At 72.2% G+C, this 22,285-nt stretch carries 20 protein-coding genes and 3 pseudogenes; 16 read left to right on the plus strand and 7 right to left on the minus strand.

Annotation, left to right across the window (positions count from 1 at the left end; all coding sequences use genetic code 11):
- Window positions 1-118: 118 nt before the first annotated feature.
- Window positions 119-465, plus strand: a pseudogene (locus ACFC79_RS21585) (ATP-binding cassette domain-containing protein); the annotation flags it as partial.
- A 128-nt stretch (window positions 466-593) separates the two neighbouring features.
- Here the strand turns inward: ACFC79_RS21585 and ACFC79_RS21590 are convergent.
- Complete coding sequence (locus ACFC79_RS21590; RefSeq protein ID WP_376242423.1) at window positions 594-1,394, minus strand: IclR family transcriptional regulator; 801 nt, start codon at window positions 1,392-1,394, stop codon at window positions 594-596.
- A gap of 439 nt (window positions 1,395-1,833) precedes the next feature.
- Here ACFC79_RS21590 and allB point away from each other — a divergent pair, with 439 nt between their 5' ends.
- Together allB and ACFC79_RS21600 are read left to right on the plus strand one after the other, a co-directional pair.
- Window positions 1,834-3,177 carry an allantoinase AllB gene (gene allB, locus ACFC79_RS21595; protein ID WP_376242425.1) on the plus strand — a complete coding sequence of 448 codons (1,344 nt, stop codon included), beginning with the start codon at window positions 1,834-1,836 and terminating at the stop codon, window positions 3,175-3,177.
- Between the two features lie 225 nt (window positions 3,178-3,402).
- Window positions 3,403-4,029 (plus strand): dihydrofolate reductase family protein, encoded by a 627-nt coding sequence (locus tag ACFC79_RS21600; protein ID WP_376242427.1) that lies wholly within the window; start codon window positions 3,403-3,405, stop codon window positions 4,027-4,029.
- Window positions 4,030-4,105: 76 nt separating this feature from the next.
- On the opposite strand, the gene ACFC79_RS21605 is transcribed toward ACFC79_RS21600, so the two are convergent.
- Window positions 4,106-4,309, minus strand: coding sequence for a hypothetical protein (locus ACFC79_RS21605; protein ID WP_376242429.1), 204 nt, complete (start codon window positions 4,307-4,309; stop codon window positions 4,106-4,108).
- A 144-nt stretch (window positions 4,310-4,453) separates the two neighbouring features.
- On the opposite strand from ACFC79_RS21605, the gene ACFC79_RS21610 reads away from it, so the two are divergent.
- The 4 genes from ACFC79_RS21610 to ACFC79_RS21625 all read left to right on the plus strand — a co-directional run bounded on the left by ACFC79_RS21610 (window position 4,454) and on the right by ACFC79_RS21625 (window position 8,287).
- Window positions 4,454-5,689, plus strand: coding sequence for a sensor histidine kinase (locus ACFC79_RS21610; protein WP_376242431.1), 1,236 nt, complete (start codon window positions 4,454-4,456; stop codon window positions 5,687-5,689).
- Between the two features lie 73 nt (window positions 5,690-5,762).
- A complete protein-coding gene (locus tag ACFC79_RS21615) occupies window positions 5,763-6,491 on the plus strand; it encodes a response regulator (RefSeq protein WP_376242433.1) in 729 nt (242 codons plus the stop codon).
- Between the two features lie 169 nt (window positions 6,492-6,660).
- On the plus strand, window positions 6,661-7,851 hold the full coding sequence (locus ACFC79_RS21620; protein ID WP_376242435.1) for a cytochrome P450: 1,191 nt from the start codon (window positions 6,661-6,663) through the stop codon (window positions 7,849-7,851).
- Window positions 7,852-7,867: 16 nt separating this feature from the next.
- On the plus strand, window positions 7,868-8,287 hold the full coding sequence (locus tag ACFC79_RS21625) for a PaaI family thioesterase (protein WP_376242437.1): 420 nt from the start codon (window positions 7,868-7,870) through the stop codon (window positions 8,285-8,287).
- Between the two features lie 106 nt (window positions 8,288-8,393).
- Here ACFC79_RS21625 and ACFC79_RS21630 read toward each other — a convergent pair whose 3' ends face one another.
- Window positions 8,394-9,431, minus strand: coding sequence for a Gfo/Idh/MocA family oxidoreductase (locus ACFC79_RS21630; protein WP_376242438.1), 1,038 nt, complete (start codon window positions 9,429-9,431; stop codon window positions 8,394-8,396).
- A 226-nt stretch (window positions 9,432-9,657) separates the two neighbouring features.
- Between ACFC79_RS21630 and ACFC79_RS21635 the strand changes: the two genes are divergently transcribed.
- The 6 genes from ACFC79_RS21635 to ACFC79_RS21660 all read left to right on the plus strand — a co-directional run bounded on the left by ACFC79_RS21635 (window position 9,658) and on the right by ACFC79_RS21660 (window position 15,551).
- Window positions 9,658-10,374, plus strand: a complete 717-nt coding sequence (locus ACFC79_RS21635; RefSeq protein WP_376242595.1) for a GntR family transcriptional regulator — start codon at window positions 9,658-9,660, stop codon at window positions 10,372-10,374.
- A gap of 382 nt (window positions 10,375-10,756) precedes the next feature.
- A complete protein-coding gene (locus ACFC79_RS21640; protein ID WP_376242440.1) occupies window positions 10,757-11,740 on the plus strand; it encodes a substrate-binding domain-containing protein in 984 nt (327 codons plus the stop codon).
- Complete coding sequence (locus ACFC79_RS21645; RefSeq protein WP_376242442.1) at window positions 11,737-12,777, plus strand: ABC transporter permease; 1,041 nt, start codon at window positions 11,737-11,739, stop codon at window positions 12,775-12,777. Before ACFC79_RS21640 ends, ACFC79_RS21645 begins: the two co-directional genes overlap by 4 nt.
- Window positions 12,774-13,622 carry an ATP-binding cassette domain-containing protein gene (locus ACFC79_RS21650; protein WP_376242444.1) on the plus strand — a complete coding sequence of 283 codons (849 nt, stop codon included), beginning with the start codon at window positions 12,774-12,776 and terminating at the stop codon, window positions 13,620-13,622. The genes ACFC79_RS21645 and ACFC79_RS21650 overlap by 4 nt, the downstream gene beginning before the upstream one ends.
- A 165-nt stretch (window positions 13,623-13,787) precedes the next feature.
- Window positions 13,788-14,951, plus strand: coding sequence for an ROK family glucokinase (locus ACFC79_RS21655; RefSeq protein WP_376242446.1), 1,164 nt, complete (start codon window positions 13,788-13,790; stop codon window positions 14,949-14,951).
- 12 nt (window positions 14,952-14,963) lie between these two features.
- On the plus strand, window positions 14,964-15,551 hold the full coding sequence (locus tag ACFC79_RS21660; RefSeq protein ID WP_376242448.1) for a hypothetical protein: 588 nt from the start codon (window positions 14,964-14,966) through the stop codon (window positions 15,549-15,551).
- A gap of 75 nt (window positions 15,552-15,626) precedes the next feature.
- Here the strand turns inward: ACFC79_RS21660 and ACFC79_RS21665 are convergent.
- From ACFC79_RS21665 to ACFC79_RS21675, 3 genes and pseudogenes are all read right to left on the minus strand, one after another.
- Window positions 15,627-15,787: pseudogene (locus ACFC79_RS21665) on the minus strand (methionyl-tRNA formyltransferase); the annotation flags it as partial.
- Window positions 15,788-15,932: 145 nt separating this feature from the next.
- Window positions 15,933-16,598: a nitroreductase gene (locus tag ACFC79_RS21670; protein ID WP_376242449.1), complete on the minus strand. Its 666-nt coding sequence runs from the start codon at window positions 16,596-16,598 to the stop codon at window positions 15,933-15,935.
- A gap of 113 nt (window positions 16,599-16,711) precedes the next feature.
- Window positions 16,712-17,674, minus strand: a complete 963-nt coding sequence (locus ACFC79_RS21675; RefSeq protein ID WP_376242451.1) for a helix-turn-helix transcriptional regulator — start codon at window positions 17,672-17,674, stop codon at window positions 16,712-16,714.
- Between the two features lie 130 nt (window positions 17,675-17,804).
- On the opposite strand from ACFC79_RS21675, the gene ACFC79_RS21680 reads away from it, so the two are divergent.
- From ACFC79_RS21680 to ACFC79_RS21690, 3 genes and pseudogenes are all read left to right on the plus strand, one after another.
- A complete protein-coding gene (locus ACFC79_RS21680) occupies window positions 17,805-18,617 on the plus strand; it encodes an ABC transporter ATP-binding protein (protein ID WP_376242453.1) in 813 nt (270 codons plus the stop codon).
- Window positions 18,617-21,139 (plus strand): FtsX-like permease family protein, encoded by a 2,523-nt coding sequence (locus tag ACFC79_RS21685; protein ID WP_376242455.1) that lies wholly within the window; start codon window positions 18,617-18,619, stop codon window positions 21,137-21,139. The genes ACFC79_RS21680 and ACFC79_RS21685 overlap by 1 nt, the downstream gene beginning before the upstream one ends.
- A 170-nt stretch (window positions 21,140-21,309) precedes the next feature.
- Window positions 21,310-21,672 (plus strand): annotated as a pseudogene (locus tag ACFC79_RS21690) (ABC transporter ATP-binding protein); the annotation flags it as partial.
- A 24-nt stretch (window positions 21,673-21,696) separates the two neighbouring features.
- On the opposite strand, the gene ACFC79_RS21695 reads toward ACFC79_RS21690, so the two are convergent.
- Entirely contained in the window at window positions 21,697-22,197 is a 501-nt protein-coding gene (locus tag ACFC79_RS21695) for a carboxymuconolactone decarboxylase family protein (protein ID WP_376242457.1), read from the minus strand.
- Between the last annotated feature and the right edge of the window lie 88 nt (window positions 22,198-22,285).

Consider the following 22,285-nt stretch of genomic DNA (forward strand, 5'->3'; position numbering starts at 1 on the left):
CCGCCCCCGGTCGATCGAAAGGTTGATGCCGAAGCACTCCGGCGAGCGATGCCGCGGGCGGGCGCGCCGAGGACCCGGGCGTCGGGACGGGGGACCGGCTGCGGCTCGGCGGCACCGAGGTCGCCGTCGCGGCGGTCGCCGGGGACGCCTCCTACAGCCACGCGCCGGTCGTGTGGACCTCGCTCGACGACTGGCAGCGCCTCTGGGGCGGCCCCACCAGCTGTCGGGCGGGCGGCGTCAGCGCGTCAACATCGCGCGGGCCTGATGAACGACCCGGCGGTGCTGCTCGTCGACGGACCGACGAGCGCGCTGGACCACGAGCGCGGGGCCGCGGTGCTCGACCTGCTGGCCGCGCTCACCCGGCAGCGATCGACGGCGACGGTACCGGTGACGCACGACCGGACCCATCCGGACCGTGCGAACCGCACCGTCACCATGCACGACGGGCGGCTGACGGTGCCGATGGCGGTCCGAGCGAGCGGTCCGGCCACCGGCGCGGGGAGCGGTCGGCGTGGGAGGGCGCCCGGCCGGGCCGTCGCGGGCCCGTCGTCACGCGGCCCACGACGGCCTTCGGGTGCGCGTCCCGACCGCTCTCAGGCGGTGGAACCGCTGCCGGCCAGGGCGTCGGACAAGTCCTTCGCGGCCTGCTGGAGGATCGGCACGATGCGCTCCGTCGCCGCCTCCGTGACCCGGCCCGCCGGACCCGAGATCGAGATCGCGGCGGCGGTGGGGGAGTCGGGGACGGGCACCGCCAGGCAGCGCACGCCGATCTCCTGCTCGTTGTCGTCCATCGCGTAGCCGACCCGGCGTACCTGTTCCAGTGCCTCCAAGAAACCGTCCGGCGAGGTGATCGTCCGGTCGGTGGCGGCCGGCATCCCGGTCCGGGCCAGCAACGCCCGCACCTCCTCCGGCGACGTGTGCGCGAGCAGCGCCTTGCCGACGCCCGTGGAGTGCGGGAGCACCCGTCGGCCGACCTCGGTGAACATGCGCATCGAGTGCCTGGACGGGACCTGCGCCACGTACACGACCTCGTCGCCGTCCAGGAGCGCCATGTTCGCGGTCTCCCCGGTCTCGTCGACGAGTCGCGCGAGGTACGGGCGGGCCCAGGTGCCGAGCAGCCGGGACGCGGATTCGCCGAGCCGGATCAGGCGCGGGCCGAGTGCGTAGCGCCGGTTCGGCTGCTGACGCACGTAGCCGCACTGCACCAGCGTGCGCATCAGCCGGTGAATGGTCGGCAGCGGCAGTCCGCTGCTCGCGGACAGCTCGCTCAGTCCGACCTCGCCCCCGGCGTCCGCCATCCGCTCCAGCAGGTCGAAGGCGCGCTCCAGGGACTGCACACCGCCGCTGGGGGCGGCGGTCTTGGAGTCGGATGTGCTGGCGTGGGACGGCGGCACGTCAACGGTCCTTTCGAGGCGTGAGGAGCGGGTGCCTCACCCGACGAGGCACCCCGCAGCCTACCGGGCGGTCCCCGAATGGCCCACTGCTCCCGGCTCCGGCGTCCTGGCCGGTCAGAGCCCGTTCGTCACGGTGCCGACGCTCCACAGGGCGGTTCCTCGGAGCCGGGCCGGGGTGATGATACGTTCCATTCTTCGAAAATTGAATTTCGATGCACGGAATGTGTGGGTCGTGGAGACGCGCCCGGCCGCCGGCCGTCCGGCGTGCGGGCGGCCGGCCGTGCGGGTGTCGGGACGAGGTCTTGACGGGCCCGGGGTGCGAGTGAAGACTCCTTCAACAATTCGTTGATTTTCTCGACGACCGGGCGGTGGCCGAGCGATACCCGCGGACCCGTGGTGTCCGGCCGGGCCGCGGCCGGGTCCGAAGTGAGGAGCACGGGTGTCCGGTGCGGACGTGAATCTGGTACTGCGCTCGACGCGCGTCGTCACTCCCGACGGGACGCGTCCGGCGACGGTCGCCGTCGCAGGCGGGAGCATCGACGGCGTTCTGCCGTACGACGCCCGGGTGCCGTCCGGTGCCCGGAGGGTGGACCTCGGCGGCGACGTCCTGCTGCCCGGACTCGTCGACACCCACGTCCATGTGAACGACCCGGGGCGCACCGAGTGGGAGGGCTTTCGCACCGCCACCCGGGCCGCCGCGGCGGGCGGCATCACCACCCTGCTCGACATGCCGCTCAACGCCGTCCCGCCGACCACCACCGTCGGCCACCTGCGTACCAAACAACGGGTGGCCGCGCCCCGGGCGCACGTCGACACCGGGTTCTGGGGCGGCGCCGTCCCGTCCAACGCGAAGGACCTGCGACCGCTGCACGAGGCGGGGGTCTTCGGTTTCAAGTGCTTCCTCTCGCCCTCCGGCGTCGACGAGTTCCCGGAACTCGACGAGGAGCAACTCGCCCGTTCCCTGGCGGAGATCGCCGGGTTCGACGGTCTGTTGATCGTGCACGCCGAGGATCCGCGCCGCCTTGCCGCCGCCCCGCAGCGCGGCGGTCCGGCGTACGCCGACTTCCTGGCCTCACGGCCCCGCGACGCCGAGAACACCGCGATCGAGGGGCTCGTCGCACACGCACGGCGGTTGAACGCCCGCGTCCATGTCCTGCACCTGTCCTCGGCCGACGCGCTGCCGACGATCGCCGCCGCCCGGCGCGACGGGGTGCGGATCACCGTCGAGACCTGTCCGCACTTCCTCACGCTCACCGCCGAGGAGGTGCCGGACGGTGCCACCGAGTTCAAGTGCTGCCCACCGATCCGGGAGGCCGCCAACCAGGACGCGTTGTGGGCCGGGCTGGCCGACGGGACGATCGGCTGCATCGTCTCCGACCACTCGCCGTGCACCGCCGACCTCAAGACCCCGGACTTCGCCTCCGCCTGGGGCGGCATCTCCTCCCTCCAGCTGGGTCTCCCCGCCGTCTGGACCGAGGCCCGCAGGCGCGGCCACTCGCTCGACGACGTGGCCCGCTGGATGTCGGCCGCCCCCGCCGCGCTGGCAGGGCTCACCCGCAAGGGCGCCATCGAGCCCGGACGCGACGCCGACTTCGCCGTCCTCGCTCCCGACGAGACATTCGCGGTCGATCCCGCCGAACTCTTCCACCGCAACCAGGTCACCGCCTACGCGGGCCGCACCCTGTACGGCGTCGTGAGGTCGACCTGGCTGCGCGGCGTGCGGATCGCGGCGAACGGCACCTTCACCGCCCCCACCGGTCGGCTGCTGGAGAGGAACCGCTGACCGCGACGGGACGGGCCTCACCGCGGGGATGACGGGCCCGCGACGCCTGCCCGGCCCGGTCGTCGGCGCGGGCCCGGCCCGTCCGGCATGTCCGCACCCGTGCCGGGACGGGAGAACACATGTCTGCCGGACCGATGAATTCCGGGCGGCGACGGGGTCGGAAGAGGGTAACGACCATTTCCCGGCCCCGGACCGGGTGCCGAAACCACGACCAGGAGCGGAGCCATGGCGGCGAAACTTACCCTCACCACCTTCCTCACCCTCGACGGCGTCATGCAGGCGCCGGGAGCCCCCGAGGAGGACACCCGCGACGGGTTCGCGTACGGCGGCTGGCAGGTGCCGCTCGTGGACGAGGACATGGGGAAGTACATGTCCGAGGTCTTCGGCCGATCCGCGGCCTTCCTGCTCGGCCGCCGCACCTACGACATCTTCGCCGCGTACTGGCCCGAGGTGACCGACCCCGACGACCCCATCGCCGGCCGCCTCAACGCCCTCCCCAAGTACGTCGTGTCCACCACACTCCGCGAGCCGAAGTGGCGGAACACGACCGTCGTCGCCACGGACGTCCCGGCGGAGATCGCACGGATCAAGGAGCGGACCGGGGACGGCGAACTCCAGATCCATGGCAGTGGCGACCTCGCCCGGTCCCTGATGGCGCACGATCTGATCGACGAGTACAACATCCTCGTCCACCCGGTCGTGCTCGGCCGGGGCCGTCGGCTCTTCCCGGACGGCGGCCTGCCCACCGCCTTCGAACAGACCGCGTCGCGCACCACCGCCCGCGGCATTTCGATCCACACCTACCGGCCCGCCGGACGGGCACGATTCGGCTCCTTCGCCCTCGACGCCTGAACATGGCAGGGGCCACCGCCCATCCGCCGGCTCGGGCCGACCGGTGGGCGGTGGCCCTGCCTCGGCGCTCCCCGGCCTATTCCCGGATCCGGTCGGCCGCCACCATCACCGCCACGCCCGTCACGATCAGCACGATGCTCACGAAGCTCGTGTGGGGGCCGACGAAGTCCAGCCGCCGGATCAGTGTCCAGAACCGGAACCATCCCGTCCATTCGTTGACGAGTCCGGCCGCCCCCTGGAGGAAGACGAGAAACCCGATCGATGCGCAGACCCTTTTCATGGGGGGAGCTTCCCGGGCCCGGCACCGCCCCCGCGTCGGTCGATGGACTCGGCCGCCGGGCCGAAAGTCTCGCGTCGCGCGACTTTGGTGGCCGCCATGGCCGCACACCCCGGATTCCGCGGCCGACCTGAGTAGTTTTGTCGTATGACGCGCACGGAGTACCGCTGGCTATTGCCTTCGGCCATGGCCGACCCCGACCTGCCCGGAGACCGGGGCGGTCGCGCGCGGCGGACCGTGCGGGACTGGATCGTCGACATCACCGCCTTTCTCTGCGCGGCGGTGGTCGGCCTGCTCGTGGTGTCGACGATCGACGCCGACCGGACCACCCCGGACGGCGTCGTCTTCGTCGACGGTCTCCTCGGGGCGGCCGCCTGCTGCGCCTTGTGGGTGCGGCGCCGGTGGCCGTTCGGTGTCGCGCTGGCGCTGACGCTGGTCTCCGCCGTCGAACCGGTCGCGGCGGGGGCCATGCTCGTGGCCCTGTTCAGCGTGGCGGTGCACCGCCCGTTCCGGCCGGTGGCGGTGATCCTCGCGGTCAACCTGGCCCTCTCCCCGGTGCAGCCGTATCTGCGCCCGGACCCGGAGGCATCGTTCGTCGAGTCCATGGTCGTCGGCGTGCTGATGTGTCTGCTGGTGGTCGGCTGGGGCATGTTCGTCCGGTCCAGACGCCAGCTTGTCGTGACCCTGCGCGAGCGGGCCCGCCGGGCGGAGAGCGAGGCGGCACTCCGCGCCGAGCAGGCACAGCGGCTGGCCAGGGAGGCCATCGCCAGGGAGATGCATGACGTCCTCGCCCACCGCCTGACACTGCTGAGCGTCCACGCGGGCGCCCTCGAATTCCGTCCCGACGCCCCGACGGCCGAGGTGGCGCGGGCCGCCGGGGTGATCCGGGACAGTGCGCACGAGGCGCTCCAGGACCTCCGGGAGATCATCGGGGTCCTGCGCAGTCCCGGGGAGAGCGACGGCGACCGGCCGCAGCCCACCCTCACCACCCTGGACTCACTGATCACCGAGTCGAGGGAGGCCGGCATGAAGGTGACCTTCGACAACCGGATCACCGACCCGGACGCGGCGCCTGCCGCCACCGGCCGCACGGTCTACCGCATCGCGCAGGAGGCCCTGACCAACGCCCGCAAGCACGCTCCGGGTACCGAGGTCGCCGTCGAGGTCCGCGGTGCCCCGGGCGACGGACTCACCGTCGAGGTCCGCAACCCGGCTCCCCCCGCACCGTTCGAGCGGGTGCCCGGCTCCGGGCAGGGACTGATCGGCCTCACGGAGCGCGCCACCCTGGCCGGGGGCCGCCTCGAACACGGGGCCGAACCGGGCGGCGGCTTCCGCGTCCGGGCCTGGCTGCCGTGGCCGTCCGGATCCCCGGCCGGGCCGTGACCGCCCGGGGCGAACACAGGCCGGGGCACGGGCGGTCGACGGACACCGCCGGGCACGGCCTACCGTTGTCGTCATGACGATCCCGCCCGCCGAGGACCGCGCGACCCAGCCGGTCCGGCTGCTCATCGTGGACGACGACCCGCTCGTACGGGCCGGTCTCACCTTCATGCTCGGCGGCGCCGAGGACATCGCCATCGTGGGGGAGGGGACCGACGGGGCGGAGGTGCCGGGCCTCGTGGACCGGCTCCGCCCCGATGTGGTCCTGATGGACATCCGGATGCCGGCCGTGGACGGGCTGACGGCGACGGAGGCGCTGCGGTCCCGGCCCGACGCGCCGGAGATCATCATCCTGACGACGTTCCACGCCGACGAACACGTGCTGCGGGCCATTCGCGCCGGAGCCGCCGGCTTCGTCCTCAAGGACACACCCCCGGCGCAGATCGTCGACGCGGTGCGGCGGGTGGCGTCCGGCGATCCGGTGCTGTCGCCCGCCGTGACCCGCCGGCTCATGGACCATGCGGCCGGGACGGGGCCGGGGAACGGCCGGGGCGACCGGGCGGGCCGCACCGAGCGGGCGCGGCAGCGGATCGCCGCGCTCGCCGACCGGGAACGCGAGGTCGCGATCGCCGTCGGGCGCGGTTGTTCCAACGCCGAGATCGCCGCGGAGCTCCATCTGAGCGTGGCGACCGTGAAGACGCAGGTGTCCAGGATCCTTTCCCGGTTCGACTTCAACAACCGCGTCCAGATCGCACTGCTGGTGCATGACGCGGGCCTGCTCGACGGCGGCACCGGCACGGTGTGAGCGGAGCGGGCGGCGCGGCCCGCCGTCGTCCCGCGGCACGGTCGCGAGCGGCGCATTTCGGCCGGATCGTGTCCGGCGTCCCTGTCCCGGTGCGATCGCGACGGCCGTAGGGTGAACCGGTCGATCGTTCCCCGGCGATCGAGCCGACCAGACCGGGAGGGGCGATCCCATGTCCGATGTCAGCAGCCAGGTCGATCTCGATCTGCGGGGGATCGAGGAGTTCACCGCGAACCCCTATCCGTACTACGCGCGACTGCGCGCCCGTGGTCCCGTCCACACCATCCGCACCGACGAGTTCGAGCGGATCTGGCTCGTGGTCGGCTACGACGAGGGCCGGGCGGCCCTCGCCGACCCGCGGTTCTCCAAGGAGTGGCGCGGGCGGATGGACTGGGCCGACGGGGACGACCCGATCTTCGCCAACATGCTGGAGCTGGACGCGCCCCGCCACACCCGGTTGCGCAAGCTCGTCACCCGGGAGTTCACTGCCCGCCGGGTCGAGGCCCTGCGCCCCCGCATCCAGCAGATCACCGACGGACTCCTCGATGCGATGCTGCCCGCCGGACGCGCCGATCTCGTGGACGCGCTCGCCTTCCCGCTGCCGATGACCGTCATCTGCGAACTGATCGGGGTGCCGGACCTCGACCGGAACACCTTCCGCCGGTTGTCGAACGACGTCCTCACCCCGTCCACGCCGACCGAGGAGAGCACGGCCGTGGCCGCCATGGGCGCCTACCTCGGCGAACTCATCGAGGACAAGCGGCGCTCCCCCGGCGACGACCTGATGAGCGCGCTGGTCAGGACCCGCGACGAGGAGGGGGACGCGCTGTCGCCCGACGAACTCGTGGGCATGGCCTTCCTGTTGCTCGTCGCCGGGCACGAGACCACGGTCAACCTGATCTCCAACGGGGTGCGGGCGTTGCTCGACCACCCGGACCAACTGGCCGCGCTCCGTGCGGACCTCGATCTGATCGACGGCGCGGTCGAGGAGATGCTCCGGTACGACGGCCCGGTGGAGACGGCCACGTTCCGCTTCCCGCGCGAGCCGGTCGAGATCGGAGGGCGGACCGTTCCGGCGGGGGACCCGGTGCTGGTCTGCCTGGCCGGCGCCGACCGCGATCCCGGCCGCTACCCGGAGCCGGACCGCTTCGACATCTGCCGCGGGCCCCAGGGGCATCTGGCCTTCGGGCACGGCATGCACTTCTGCCTGGGCGCGCCGCTGGCCCGGCTGGAGGGCCGGATCGCGATCCGCGCACTGCTGGAGCGGTGCCCCGGCCTCGCGCTGGACGAGTCCGCGTGGCTGCCGGACTGGCGCCCGGGGCTGCTGATGCGCGGGGTCCGGACGTTGCCTGTCCGCTGGTGAGGTGCGAAGCTCTGCCATGACCGAACTCGACTTGCAGATGGCACAGAAGGTCCTCGACAGCCAGCCGTTCAGCGGACTGGTCGGGGCGCGGATCACCGCCTTCGGGGACGGTGCCGCCACCCTCGAAGTGGACATGCGCCGGGAACTCCAGCAGCAGAACGGCTTCCTGCACGGCGGTGTCCTGGCCTACGCCGCCGACAACTCGATCACCTTCGCCGCCGGTACGACACTCGGCCCGGCCGTGCTGACCGGCGGTTTCTCCGTCCAGTACGTGCGGCCCGCCACCGGACGCACGCTGATCGCCCGCGCGGAGGTCGTGCACACCGGACGGCGGCAGGCCGTGGTCCGCTGCGAACTGTTCGCGGTGGGCGAGGACGGGGCGGAGACGCTCTGCGCCGTCGCCCAGGGGACGGTGCTGTCCGCGGCGTCGTCCTGACGACCCGTCGGGCGCCCGGGAGGCGCGTACGCACGCCCCCGTCGGCAGCCACGAGGAGAGGCGTCCTGCGGCCCGGGGAGCGACGGGGAGCCCGCTCCCCGGGCCGTCACCCCGGTACCGGGGCGCCCGGTCGGTCCGCCTGCCCGGCGGAGAACTCCGCGACCTGCACGGGGCGCCGCTCCCGGCGCGACACCTCGCACGCCTCCGCGATCACCAGCGCCCGCCACGCCTCCCTGCCGTCGCACGGGTTGGGCAGCTCGCCGCGCAGCAACCGCACGAACGCGTCGAGTTCCGCCTCGTACGCCGGGGCGAAGCGTTCCAGGAAGCCGGGCCAGGGACGCGGCGGTGCGGTGCGGCCGCCCGGTTCGGCGGAGGTGAGCGGGGTCCGGTCGTCCAGGCCGACGGTGATCTGGCCCGTCTCGCCCGCGAGTTCCATGCGCACGTCGTAGCCGGCGCCGTTGCAGCGGGCGGCCGTCGCCGTGGCCAGGGTTCCGTCGTCGAGGGTCAGCAGCACGGCCGCCGTGTCCACGTCCCCGGCCGCCCGGAACATCGCGGGCCCGGCATCCGATCCGGTGGCGTACACCTCCGTCACCTCGCGACCCGTCACCCATCGCAGCATGTCGAAGTCATGGACCAGACAGTCCCGGTACAGCCCCCCGGAGAGCGGCAGGTACGCGGCGGGCGGCGGTGCCGGGTCCATGGTCGTCGCCCGTACGCTGTGCAGCCGGCCCAGCGCCCCGGATCGCACCGCGTCGCGCGCGGCCCGGTAGCCCGCGTCGAACCTGCGCATGAAGCCCAGCTGAAGAACGCTTCCCGTCCTCTCGACCTCGCACAGCGCGCGCAGCGTTCCCGGCACGTCCAGCGCGATGGGCTTCTCGCAGAACACGGGGAGCCCCGCCCGCGCGGCCCGCACGATCAGGTCCGCGTGCGTCGACGTGGCCGAGGCGATCACCACGGCGTCCACGCCCGCGCCGAACACCTCGTCCGCGTCATGGGCCGCCGTCGCGCCGAGGCGGTCCGCGACCCGTGCGGCGCGGGCGCCGTCGATATCGGTCACGATCAAGGCGTCCACCTGCGGGTGGCGGCTGAGCACGCCCGCGTGGAAGGAGCCGATCCGGCCGGTGCCGACGAGTCCGATGCGCATGGACCCAACGTGCCGTCCGCCCCGCGTGCTGTCAACTATATGTCAGGACAAACAGTGCGTGTCCTGCGGCGCTGTTGTCCGGACAGCAGGACACCAAGACGTACGGATGCCATGACTTCCCGTCGACGTGACTTCCGGACGACATGACTTCCGGAGGTTCTGACGTGAGCGCTACCCTCCACCCGTGCCCAAACCCACCGCCGACCCCGCCGCGCTCGAACTGGGGGTGGACCGTGCCAGCCCGGTTCCCCTCTACTACCAGCTGGCCCAGCAGCTGGAGGCGGCCGTCGAGCAGGGCAGGCTCGCCCCCGGCAGCCTCCTCGGCAACGAGATCGACCTCGCGGCCCGGCTCGGCCTGTCCCGGCCCACCGTCCGCCAGGCCATCCAGTCGCTCGTCGACAAGGGGATGATGGTGCGCCGCCGCGGTGTCGGCACCCAGGTCGTGCACAGCGGGGGACGGCGCCCGCCCGGGTTGAGCAGCCTGTACGACGACCTCGCGGCCGCCGGCGGCCATCCCACGACCCGGGTCCTGCGCAACGTCGTGGAGCCCGCCCCGCCCCGGGTCGCCGACGCGCTCGGCGTCCCGGAGGGCAGCGACGTCCACCTCGTCGAGCGGCTGCGGTACACGCACGGCGAACCGCTGGCACTGCTGCGCAACCACCTGCCCGCCGGGATCGTCGACCTGGACACCGAGCGGCTGGAGGCGACCGGCCTGCACCGGATGATCCGCGGCGCGGGGATCGCTCTGCACAGCGCGCATCAGGTCGTCGGCGCCCGGCTGGCCACCGCGCAGGAGGCCGCCGTGCTCGCTGAGCCGGAGGGCGCCGCGGTGCTGACCGCGGAGCGCACCACGTTCGACGACACCGGGCGCCCGGTCGAGTGCGGATCGCACGTCTACCGGGCCTCCCACTACTCCTTCGACCTCCAGCTGCTCGTCCGATGACAACGCCCGTAGGCCGTTCCCGCGCCGAGCGCCGATCCGGCCGTCGGTACGGTGACGACCGTCACGCGAACCGTTGACGCCGGGCGCACCCACCACTACAACTGCCGTCGGGGCGCCCGAGGACCGGTGCCCACCGTCCCGCCGACCGCGTCCCGCAGCGGGAGGAGGGCCGCACGCACCACCCGGAGATCCCCGTGCGCCGTCGCGTAACACCCCGGTGCCGACCCGCGTGCCCCGCCCTGCCGGGCGGCTCCGTCGCCGTCTCGGTGATACTTGGGCAGCCGGGTCGGGCGCGGAACGCCTCCGGTCGACCGGCACAGCACAGCGAGCAGCACAAGAAGGGCACGGCGTCGTGGCAAGGGTTCGGACAGGGGTACGCGCGATGGGCGCCGTGCTTGCGGCAGTGCTCGCGGCCTCCCTCGCGGGATGCAGCAGCACCGGTGGCAAGCGGGCGGAGGAACGCGCGGCCCGGGCCGCCGCCGAGGGCCGCGCCGCGGTCGACACGCCCCGCTGGACCTTCGCCATGGTCACCCACTCCGGCGACGGCGACACCTTCTGGGACATCGTCCAGCGGGGAGCCGAGCAGGCCGCCGTCAAGGACAACATCAAGTTCCTGTACTCGCACAACGACGAGGCGCAGCAGCAGGCCCAGCTGATCCAGGCCGCCATCGACCAGAAGGTCGACGGGCTGATCGTCACGCTCGCCAAGCCCGACGCGATGAAGGCCGTCGTGGCCAAGGCCGTCGCGGCCGGCATCCCGGTGATCACGGTGAACTCGGGCTCCGCCGAGTCCAAGCGGTACGGCGCGCTCGCCCACATCGGCCAGGACGAGTCCATCGCGGGCGAGGCGGTCGGCGACGAGCTGAACGCGCGCGGCCGCAAGAAGGCCCTGTGCATCCTGCACGAGCAGGGCAACGTCGGACACGAGCAGCGCTGCGCGGGGGCGAAGAAGACGTTCGACGGGCAGATGCAGAACCTGTACGTCGAGGGCACCAACATGCCCGACGTCCAGGCGTCCATCGAGGCCAAGCTCCAGGCGGACCGGAGCATCGACGCGGTCGTCACTCTCGGGGCGCCGTTCGCGGACGCCGCCGTCAAGGCGAAGAAGACCGCGGGCAGCACCGCGGAGGTCGACACCTTCGACCTGAACGCCAAGGTCGCCGCCGCCCTCCAGGACAAGTCCCTCGGCTTCGCGGTCGACCAGCAGCCCTACCTCCAGGGCTACGAGGCCGTGGACCTGCTCTGGCTGTACCGCTACAACGGCGATGTCCTCGGCGGCGGCCGCCCGGTCCTCACCGGCCCGCAGATCATCACCGCGAAGGACGCCGCCGAACTCGCCCCGTACACGAAGCGGGGGACCCGATGAGCACGGCCGTCCCGGCCGACGCCGACGAGCGGCTGCTGCGCACCTCCCCGCTGCGCAGACTGCTCGGCCGCCCCGAGCTCGGCTCGGTGGTCGGCGCCGCCGCCGTCTTCCTCTTCTTCTCGATCGTCGCCGACAGCTTCCTGCGCACCTCCAGCCTCGGCACGGTGCTGTACGCCGCCTCCACCATCGGGATCATGGCCGCGCCGGTGGCGCTGCTGATGATCGGCGGCGAGTTCGACCTCTCCGCGGGCGTGCTGGTCACCACCTCGGCGCTGGTCTCGTCGATGTTCAGCTACCAGATGACCGCCAACGTCTGGGTCGGCGTCCTGGTGTCGCTGCTGGTCACGCTGGCCGTCGGCGCGTTCAACGGCTTCATGCTGACCCGCACGAAACTGCCCAGCTTCATCATCACGCTCGGCACGTTCCTGATGCTGACCGGCCTCAATCTGGGCTTCACCAAGCTGATCAGCGGGACCGTGTCGACGAAGACCATCGGCGACATGGAGGGCTTCCAATCGGCCCGCGCGGTCTTCGCCTCGCAGTGGACGATCGGCGGCGTCGAGTTCAAGGTCACCATCCTGTGGTGGGCCGTCCTCGTCGCGATCGCCACCTGGATCCTGCTCCGCACCCGCTTCGGGAACTGGATCTTCGCCGTCGGCGGCGAGGCCGACGCGGCCCGCGCGGTCGGCGTCCCGGTCATCCGCACCAAGATCGGGCTCTACCTCGGGGTGGCCTTCGCCGCCTGGGTCTCCGGGCAGCACCTGCTGTTCTCGTACGACGTCGTGCAGTCCGGCGAGGGCGTTGGGAACGAACTGATCTACATCATCGCCGCGGTCATCGGCGGCTGCCTGATCACCGGTGGTTACGGCTCGGCCATCGGCTCCGCCGTCGGCGCCTTCATCTTCGGCATGACCAGCAAGGGCATCGTGTACGCGGAGTGGAACCCGGACTGGTTCAAGTTCTTCCTGGGAGCCATGCTGCTCCTGGCCACCCTGCTCAACGCATGGGTGCGCAAGCGCGCGGAGGCGACGAAATGACGGCCCCCCAGGCCCCCGGCGAGCAGGGGACGCCCCACCGGGCCCTCGTCGAGCTGGACCGCGTCAGCAAGTTCTACGGCAACATCAAGGCGCTGACGGACGTCTCGCTGGAGGTCCACGCGGGGGAGATCTCCTGCGTGCTCGGCGACAACGGCGCGGGCAAGTCCACCCTGATCAAGATCATCGCGGGGCTGCACCGCCACGACGCCGGTGCCTTCCTGATCGACGGCGAGGAGACCACCCTGGTCAACCCGCGCGACGCCCTCGACCGCGGCATCGCCACCGTCTACCAGGACCTCGCCGTCGTACCCCTGATGCCTGTCTGGCGGAATTTCTTCCTCGGCTCCGAGCCGACGACCGGCGCGGGCCCGTTCAAACGCCTCGACGTACGGCTGATGCGCGAGACGACCCGTTCCGCACTGCTGCGCATGGGCATCGACCTGCGCGACGTTGACCAGCCGATCGGCACCCTGTCCGGCGGCGAGCGCCAGTGCGTCGCCATCGCCCGCGCCGTCCACTTCGGGGCCAAGGTCCTCGTCCTGGACGAGCCGACCGCCGCGCTCGGCGTCAAGCAGTCCGGGGTCGTCCTCAAGTACGTCGCGGCCGCACGCGACGCGGGTCTCGGCGTGGTCCTCATCACGCACAATCCGCACCACGCGTATCTCGTCGGCGACCGGTTCGTGCTGCTCAAGCGCGGCACCATGGCCGGGAGCCACACGAAGGCGAGCATCTCGCTGGACGAACTGACCCGTCAGATGGCGGGCGGCAGCGAGCTGGAGGAGCTCAGCCACGAGCTGGAGCGGGTCTCCGGGCCGGGCGAAACGGGACCGGAGAACGGGGCATAGGCCGCGTTCCGGAGGCCGGTGGCCCGCCCGGGGTGCGGTGCCGACGCCGGCCGTCCGGAGCCGGGTGCGCCGCCCCGGGGGCCTCGGCAGTGGCAGAATCGAGCCCGACGGGCACCGTCCGCCGCCGGGAGCACCCGCCCCCGGCCCACCAACCCCGCAGGGACGATGAGCACGTACCGCGACTTCACCCACCGCGGCTCCGCCCGCGCCACCGTCCTGCGGACCGTGGGCACCCGCGAGCGGCGCTCGCACCTCACGGCGCCGAGGGTGCCCACCGTCGGCATCGACATCGGTGGCACGAAGGTGATGGCCGGGGTCGTCGACGCCGACGGCACCATCCTGGAACAGCTGCGCACCGAGACGCCGGACAAGTCCAAGAGCCCGAAGGTCGTCGAGGACACCATCGTCGAGCTGGTCCTTGACCTCTCCGACCGGCACGACGTCCACGCCGTCGGCATCGGGGCGGCCGGCTGGGTCGACGCGGACCGTTCCAAGGTGCTGTTCGCCCCGCATCTCGCCTGGCGCGACGAACCGCTGCGCGACGCACTCGCCTCCCGCCTCGTCGTACCGGTCATGGTCGACAACGACGCCAACACCGCCGCATGGGCGGAGTGGCGGTTCGGGGCCGGGCGCGGCGAGGACCACCTCGTCATGATCACGCTCGGTACCGGCATCGGCGGCGCGATCCTGGAGGAGGGCAGGGTCAAGCGGGGCAAGTACGGGGTCGCCGGGGAGTTCGGCCACATGCAGGTGGTGCCCGGCGGACACCGCTGTCCGTGCGGGAACCGCGGCTGCTGGGAACAGTACAGCTCCGGCAACGCCCTCGTCCGCGAGGCGAGGGAACTCGCCGCGGCGGACTCCCCGGTGGCGCACGGCATCATCGAGCGGGTCGACGGGAACATCTCCGACATCACCGGGCCGCTCATCACCGAGCTGGCCCGCGAGGGCGACGCGATGTGCGTCGAACTCCTCCAGGACATCGGCCAGTGGCTCGGTGTCGGCATCGCCAATCTCGCCGCCGCGCTCGATCCCTCCTGCTTCGTCATCGGAGGCGGCGTCAGTGCCGCCGACGACCTGCTGATCGGTCCAGCCCGGGACGCCTTCAAACGGCACCTCACCGGCCGCGGCTACCGGCCCGAGGCCAGGATCGCGCGGGCCCAGCTCGGCCCGGAGGCGGGCATGGTCGGCGCCGCGGACCTGGCCCGGCTGGTGGCCCGCAGATTCCGCCGCACCAACCGCCGCCGCGTCGAGCGGTACGAGCGGTACGCGCAGATCTACGACCAGGCCGCGAGCACCATCCGCAGCACGCGCAACACCCGCACCTCCTAGGACTCCACAGACATGACCGCAGCCGAGCACCCCGTCCTGCCGCGCCCGTCCGCGCCTCCCGACGACAGGCCGCCGCAGGACCGGCGCCGCATGATCCGCCGCCGTCTGATCACGGCGACCATCATCGTGCTGCTCATCGGCATCCCGGCCGGTTACCTGCTGATCTCCGCCGGGCAGAGCCGCCGCTCCGGGCAGAACAAGGAGGCCGAGGCCGCCGTGCAGGGGCTCCGGGAGGGTTGGCCGTCCCGGTTGCAGCGCCGGATCTACGAGCTGCCGATGCCCGGGAACTCGCGCGACGTGCAGTACTACGAGACCAACAACTGGAGGGTCAGCCGACTGTACGTGGAGTTCCGCACCACGTCCGCCGGACTCGACCGTTTCCTGAGCCGTCTGGGCAGCGGGCGTTCCGCCCTGGAGACGGGGAAGGTGACCATCGGTGCCCGGGACCGGGAGGTCTCCGGGTGGTCCTTCAACCCGGGCACCCAGTGGGCGGGCACCACGCACACCAACAAGGGACCGCGGCCCACCCAGGACATCACCGTGAACATGGCCGATCCGATGAATCCCGTCGTGTACGTGGTGTCCGCGGCGACTCCCTGATCCCGGCCCGCCCGGCCCGCCTGGCTCGCCGGGCCCGTCGGCCGATGCCCGGGTCCCGGTGGTGCCCGGCGCGGGTCAGGGGTGGCTGGTTGGGTAGCCGCCCACGGAGGTGAAGTACTTCGTCGCGGGCATCTCGCGGCCGTCCTCGGTCCGTACGCGCGTGAGCGCCAGGCCGTGGTTGCGGCCGGTGCGGGCGTCGGCCCGGCGACGATCACCACGCCGTCGCCCTCGCGGTAGCCGCGGTTCTTGCCCCGAACCGGACCCCGCCCGCCGACACCGTCCGCCGTGCGGGAGCGCCCGGACTGGTCCTGGGCACCTTCCCGCGAATCCTGACACCCGAGAGGGCGTCTCACGGGTGGTGCGACCGGCGAACATCGCCGGTCACACTCCGACGAAGCTCACTGTCTCCGCCATGTCCGCCCGCCCGGTACGCAGCTGCGGCACGCCCTCCTCCTCGAATCCGACTGCGACACCGCAGAACAGTGCGAGCCCGTCATCGGCTCCGACCGCCCGGGCGACGGTCCTGCGGTACATCGTCCACATCACCTGGGGGCAGCTGTGCAGCCCCTCCGCCCGTAGCAACAGCATGACCGTCTGCAAGTACATCCCCGCGTCTCCCCACTGCCCGGGCCCCATCGTGCGGTCGAGGTAGCAGAACAACACGACGGGTGCCCCGAACGCGCCGGCGTTCAAGGCGGCGATCTTTCTGGGCCTGTCGGGATCGTCGCGCTCGATTCCCAGCGCTGCGTGACGCTGGGCGGCCGCTGCGGAGAAACGGTCCAGATACGGCGTGGTCAGGTCTGCCGGGTACATCGGGTACTCCCGCTCGTCGCCCGGGTCTCCGGCCAGTGCCCTGGCCGTCGCACGCCTCTTCAGCTCGGCCAGGGGATCGCCGGTCACGACGTACACATGCCACGGCTGGAGGTTCCCGCTCGACGGAGCTCGCGCAGCTGAGGACAGCACTCGTTCGAGTGTCTCCACGGGCACCCGCTCATCGCTGAACGCCCGCACGGCCCGGCGGCTTTCCACGGCTTCGTACACGTCCATGTTCTCTCGCCCTCTCGCCCTCTCGTGCGACCGCAGGCCCCCCAACCGTATCCAGCGGTCGGCGCCCGTCATCACCCGGCAACGGCGTTTCTCCGACAGCCGGTCGAGTCGGTTCAGATCCAGCCGCGTTCCTTGGCCAGCAACCCCGCCTGGAACCGGTTGGCCGCACCGAGCCGCAGCATGATGTCGGCCATGTAGCGGCGGAACGTCCTCAACGAGACGCCCATTTCGCGGGCGGCCGTCTCGTCCTTGTCCGTGCGGGTGAGGACATCCAGCACACGGCGTTCGAGGTCGGACAACGCCGGCTGCCGCACCGCGAGGTCGTCCTCGGCGGGGAGGTCGTGGCTGGTGTCCCAGACCTGCTCGAACCAGGCGACGGTGTTGGCCACCACACCGGGCTGGCGGACGATCAGCGTCGACTCGTCGTGGTCGTCCGGATCCACCGGCACCATCGCGACTCCGCGGTCCCAGATCGCCATCCGCCGGATCGCCTGCTCGGTACCGCGCACCTCCCCGCCCAGGGCGGCCAGTTCACGCAGATAGGAGAGGGTCCCCGGGTCGGCGAGCGCCCTCGGTGTCGCGACCGTGCGCCAGCGTATGCCGCGGCGCAGCATGCGCAGGTCGGATTCGCGGGACTCCTCGATACTGCTGGGCCGCCAAGGCGTCGGCAGCAGCGACATGTGCTCGCGGAAGGTGAAGAACGCCAGGTCGGTGAGACGTTCCCGGATGGCACCGGCGCCGTCGACGCGTTCGATGTCACTGCTCGGCGACTGCGCCGCGCCCTGCTTGTGGTCGTCGACGAGGGTGGCGATCACGGCGCGGGTGGCGAGTACCTGGTCGGTGGCGGACTTGAGTTCGCCCAGGCGTCGCTCCACCATCCACTCCACGGCGACCGAGGGGTCGGACACCAGCACCGTGTGGCGGTCGGAGAGCCGGATCAGGTTGTGCGACTGGAGCTCGTCGAGGCCCTCGTCCACGGTGTCGCGGTCCCAGCCGAGCGCGCCTCCCGCCGCCTCGGCGCCCCGCTCCGGATTGCGCAGGAAGTAGCGGTAGAGACGAAGGTGTTCATCGGACACCCCGACCGCCGTGAGACTCATTCATTTCCCCCCGTGAGCTGCCCCGTTGGTGTGCTCTTTGGCAGCAACATGCCACTGGCTGCCCTTTCTGACAGTAGTGCGGCGATCAGCCGCGCAGCAGGCTCGACGCATGCCCAAGAACTTCGCTTCGGCGGACCGCGCCCCGGTGGTCGCCCGCTCAGCCCACCCGACCGTACCCCGCACCGGTGGCGCGGACACGGCGGTTCGACTCGATGCCGTGACCAAGGCATACGGCCGCGGCGAAAACGCGGTGCCCGCACTGCGTGGCATCGACATCGCCATCCCGCGCGGCAGTTTCACCGCCGTGATGGGCCCCTCCGGCTCCGGCAAGTCGACCTTCCTCCACTGCGCCGCCGGCCTCGACCGGCCGAGCAGCGGCACGGTGGTCCTCGGGGGCCAGGAGCTGACGGCCCTCGGCGAGACCGCGCTCACCCGTCTGCGCCGGGACCGGATCGGCTTCGTCTTCCAGACGTACAACCTGATTCCCTCGCTGACGGTCGAGCAGAACATCACGCTCCCGCTGCGCCTCGCGGGGCGCAGCGCGGACGCGGCCTGGCTGGCGCGGATCACCGACCAGGTGGGACTCACCGGCCGCACCGGGCGCAGGCCCGGTGAGCTCTCCGGCGGCCAGCAGCAGCGTGTGGCGATCGCCCGCGCCCTGGTCACCCGGCCCGAGGTGGTCTTCGGCGACGAGCCGACCGGGGCGTTGGACACCATGACCGCCAAGGAGGTCCTCGGACTGCTCCGGCGGACGGTGGACGAACTCGGCCAGACCGTCGTGATGGTCACGCACGACCCGGTGGCCGCCGCATACGCCGATGCCGTGCTGTTCCTCGCCGACGGACGGATCGTCGACTCGATGGCCGAGCCGACCGTCGAGCGCGTCGCCGACCGCATGAGCCGCCTGGGAGCGTGGGCGTGATGCTGACACTCGCACTGAGCACCCTGCGGGCCCGCAAGGGCGCCTTCGCCGGTGCCTTCGTGGCACTGATGTTCGCGGCCGCGCTGATCACCGCGTGCGGGGCGCTGCTCGACACCGGGCTGCGCGGGACGATCCCCACCGAGCGGTACGCGGGGACGCCCGTTCTGGTCACCGCCGACCAGGAGCTGCACTGGACGAAGGTCAAGAAGGGCAAGACGAAGGAGAAGTCCAAACCGCTGACCGAACGCGCCTGGCTGGACACGGACCCCGCCCTCCTGAAGAAGCTCGCCGACGTCCCCGGCGTGCGCGAGGTGGTACCCGAACTCACCTTCGCCGCCCAGGTGCTGGCCCCGAGGGGCCCGCATTCCGAGGGGGCCTCCTGGGGGCATGCCTGGAGCTCGGCCCGGCTCACGCCCTTCGCCCTGCGCGACGGCCGTGCGCCTGCCGGGGCGGACGAGATCGTGGCCGACGCGGGCAGTGGACTGCGCACCGGCGCGAAGGTGACCGTCCAGTCGACGGCCGCGCCCGCCGTGTACCGGGTCGTCGGTATCGCCGCGCCCGTCGGCCGGGACGCCCTGCCGCGCCAGTCGACGCTCTTCTTCAGCGAGGAGGAGGCGCGCCGCCTGGCCGGACATCCGGGACAGGTCTCCGCGCTCGGCCTGCTCACGTCCCCGGGTGCCGCGACGAGCGACGTTCACGACCGGGCGGCCGAGGCGCTCTCCGGTACGTCCCTGAAGGCGCGGTCGGGCGAGGGGCGCGGGCCGGTCGAGTTCATCGACGCCGACAAGGCGCGGGTCGGTCTGATCAGCCTGGGCGGCGCGATGGGCGGTACGTCGCTCCTGGTCGCCCTGCTGGTGGTGGCCGGTACCTTCGCGCTCTCCGTCCAGCAGCGGGCCCGTGAACTCGCGCTGCTGCGGGCGGTCGGGGCGACGCCGCGGCAGTTGCGGCGGATGGTGGGGCGCGAGGCGCTGGTCGTGGGGGTGCTGGCCGGGGTACCGGGGGCGCTCGGCGGGTTGTTCCTGGCCCGCTGGATGCACGGACGGTTCGTGGCGGTGGGGGCGCTGCCGGACACCCTGGAGCTGACGCTGAGCGCGTTCCCGCCGATCGCGGCGGTGCTGGCGACGCTGCTCGCCGCGTGGGGCGCGGCGCGGGTGTCGGCCCGGCGGCCGTCCCGGGTGCGACCGACCGAGGGGCTCGCGGAGGCGGCGCTCACAGCGCGTCGGCAGGGGCCCGGCCGCGTCGTCGCCGGTGTCGTCGCCGCCGTCGGGTACGTCGTCCTGGTCCTGGTCCTCTCCGGTCTGGAGACCGACGCGGCGGCCACACCCGTGACCTTCCTCTCGGTGATCGTGGCGACCGCGGCGATCGCGCTGCTCGGTCCGTCGATCGCCGCGCTCGCGACGCGCGTGCTGGGCGGGATCATCCGGCGGGTGTCCCCGGCGTCCGGTTTCCTCGCCGCGCAGAACACCCGTTCCGACGCCCGGCGTCTCGCGGCCGTGGTCACCCCGCTGAGCCTGGCGGTGGCGATGGCCTCGACGATCCTGTTCACCCAGACGACGTCGAGCCACGCGGCGGGGGAGCAGGCGGCGTCGGGCACGAGGGCGCCGTACGTCCTCGCGGCCTCGGGGCCCGGTGTCCCGGCCGCGGTCGCGGAGGCGGTGCGCGAGCGGGTGCCGGGCGCGACGGCGACGGAGGTGATCCGTACCACGGTCCGCATCGGACAGGACAAGTTCCCCGCCCAGGGGGTGAGTTCGCAGAGGCTTACCCGCACTCTCGACCCGCGGGTCACCTCGGGCACGCTCGCCGCGATGAACGGCGACACGGCGGCGCTCAGCGAGTCGGCGGCCCGGACGAGGAACGCACAGGTCGGCGACCGTGTGACGGTCACGCTCGGCGACGGGGTGAAGAAGGACCTGAAGGTGTCCGCGATCTACGAACGAGGGCTGGGCTTCGGCGACCTGCTGCTCCCGCACCGACTGGTGGCGGCACATGTCGACAACCCGCTGTCCTCCTCGGTCCTGGTGGCAGGAGCCCCGGGACGGAAGGAACTGACCGCCGCCGTGAGCGCCTTCCCCGCGGTCCGGGTCCTGGACCGCGCAGGCGTCGAGGCGGCCCGCCGCACCCAGGACGGTGCCCAGGCCCAGGTCAACTACCTCGCGATGGGACTGGTCATCGCCTTCACCGGGATCGCGGTGGTCAACACGCTGGTGATGGCGACGTCCGCCCGGCGCCGCGAGTTCGCCCTCCTGCGGATGATCGGCACGACCCGCCGCCAGCTCCGTGCGATGCTCCGCTGGGAGACGCTGACGGTCGGTCTGCTGGCGGTCGTGCTGGGGACGGTGGTGGCGGGCACGACACTGACGGCCTACAGCCTGGGCATGACGGGTACGGCGGCGCCCTACGCCCCGCCGCTGTCGTTCCTGTCCGTCGTCGCGGCGGCCGCGGCCCTGGCCTTCCTCTCCACCGCGGTGCCGGCGCGGGCCGCGCAGCGGGCGGACACCGCCGTGGAGGGGCTGCGCGAATGATCGCGCGGTCCTTCTCCCCGGGTGGCGAATCCGGTCGGATCGTGAGCTCAACTGACCATCAATTGAAGAGCGTTCAAAAGTCAGGCCAGGCCGGCCTCACTTGTCGGACACGGTTCGGTCGCCCTCGTCCGGGGACGGCGGGCCGCGCGAGAACAAGGGGCTCCGGATGCCTCGCGCAGTTCGTCATCGAACCGCTCAAGATGTTCTCGGAGATGCCCAGGTACGCGATGATCGCGCGCGCGTCGGCCGAGCGGATGGCGCTGGTGCTCTCCGCGCCGCCGGTGGCGCCCCCGGGGGAGGGGCGGCCTCCCGCGGGCGGCGGCCTGGCGGTCGACCGCGTCCGGTACGGGGCCCTGCGCGAGCTGAAATTCGAGGTGGCCGCAGGGGAGTTCGGCGCGATCGCCGCCCACCTGCCGCGCGCGGCGGCCGATCTCGCCTCGGCCCTCGCGGTGAACGTCGCCCCCGACGCGTACGAGGGGGAGGTGCGGATCGGCGGGCAGCCGATCGCGGACCTGCCGGTCGAGGCGGGCCGCACGCGCTGAGCCGGGATCCCCGCCTCAGCGGGAGGGAATCCCCCGTACCGGGTGCTTGCTCAGGATCGAGAGCCGGTTGAAGGCGTTGATGGTGATGGCCACCCAGGCCACGGCGGACAGCTCGTCGTCGCTCAGCGCCTCGCGGGCCTCGGTGTACGCCTGCTCCTGGGCGAGGGCGTCGGTGGGGTGCGTGGTGGCCTCGGCGAGGGCGAGGGCGGCGCGTTCCCGGGCGGTGAAGACCTCGGTGTCGCGCCAGGCGGCGAGCACGCCGAGGCGCCGGGTGGTCTCACCGGCCCGCAGCGCGGCCCGGGTGTGCACGTCGAGGCAGTAGGCGCAGCCATTGAGCTGGGAGACGCGGAGGTTGACCAGCTCGACCAGAATCCGGTCGAGACCCGCATCGGTGGCGGTCGTACGGACGGTGTCGGCCGCCTTCACCAGCGCCTGGTACGCGGCGGGGCTCTGCTTGTCGAGGTAGATCCGTCCGGGGGACCGGAGGGCCGTCGTCACCTGTGCCGTCTCGCTCACCCTGTGCTCCTTCGTCTGTTGCCGGACTCTGTCGTCGTGACTATCATCCTGCATGATTGTTGAAATCGAAACTATACCGGCAGGGGTA

This window comes from Streptomyces sp. NPDC056061 (genome assembly GCF_042266885.1).
Classification (GTDB): Bacteria; Actinomycetota; Actinomycetes; order Streptomycetales; family Streptomycetaceae; genus Streptomyces.

Bases quoted from the DNA above. Each gene is read 5' to 3' on its own strand.
- ACFC79_RS21600 (WP_376242427.1), top strand. From the start codon at position 3,403: ATGGCGGCGAAACTTACCCTCACCACCTTCCTCACCCTCGACGGCGTC.
- ACFC79_RS21605 (WP_376242429.1), bottom strand. From the start codon at position 4,309: ATGAAAAGGGTCTGCGCATCGATCGGGTTTCTCGTCTTCCTCCAGGGG.
- ACFC79_RS21610 (WP_376242431.1), top strand. From the start codon at position 4,454: ATGACGCGCACGGAGTACCGCTGGCTATTGCCTTCGGCCATGGCCGAC.
- ACFC79_RS21615 (WP_376242433.1), top strand. From the start codon at position 5,763: ATGACGATCCCGCCCGCCGAGGACCGCGCGACCCAGCCGGTCCGGCTG.
- ACFC79_RS21620 (WP_376242435.1), top strand. From the start codon at position 6,661: ATGTCCGATGTCAGCAGCCAGGTCGATCTCGATCTGCGGGGGATCGAG.
- ACFC79_RS21625 (WP_376242437.1), top strand. From the start codon at position 7,868: ATGACCGAACTCGACTTGCAGATGGCACAGAAGGTCCTCGACAGCCAG.
- ACFC79_RS21630 (WP_376242438.1), bottom strand. From the start codon at position 9,431: ATGCGCATCGGACTCGTCGGCACCGGCCGGATCGGCTCCTTCCACGCG.
- ACFC79_RS21640 (WP_376242440.1), top strand. From the start codon at position 10,757: ATGGGCGCCGTGCTTGCGGCAGTGCTCGCGGCCTCCCTCGCGGGATGC.
- ACFC79_RS21645 (WP_376242442.1), top strand. From the start codon at position 11,737: ATGAGCACGGCCGTCCCGGCCGACGCCGACGAGCGGCTGCTGCGCACC.
- ACFC79_RS21650 (WP_376242444.1), top strand. From the start codon at position 12,774: ATGACGGCCCCCCAGGCCCCCGGCGAGCAGGGGACGCCCCACCGGGCC.
- ACFC79_RS21655 (WP_376242446.1), top strand. From the start codon at position 13,788: ATGAGCACGTACCGCGACTTCACCCACCGCGGCTCCGCCCGCGCCACC.
- ACFC79_RS21660 (WP_376242448.1), top strand. From the start codon at position 14,964: ATGACCGCAGCCGAGCACCCCGTCCTGCCGCGCCCGTCCGCGCCTCCC.
- ACFC79_RS21670 (WP_376242449.1), bottom strand. From the start codon at position 16,598: ATGGACGTGTACGAAGCCGTGGAAAGCCGCCGGGCCGTGCGGGCGTTC.
- ACFC79_RS21680 (WP_376242453.1), top strand. From the start codon at position 17,805: ATGCCCAAGAACTTCGCTTCGGCGGACCGCGCCCCGGTGGTCGCCCGC.
- ACFC79_RS21685 (WP_376242455.1), top strand. From the start codon at position 18,617: ATGCTGACACTCGCACTGAGCACCCTGCGGGCCCGCAAGGGCGCCTTC.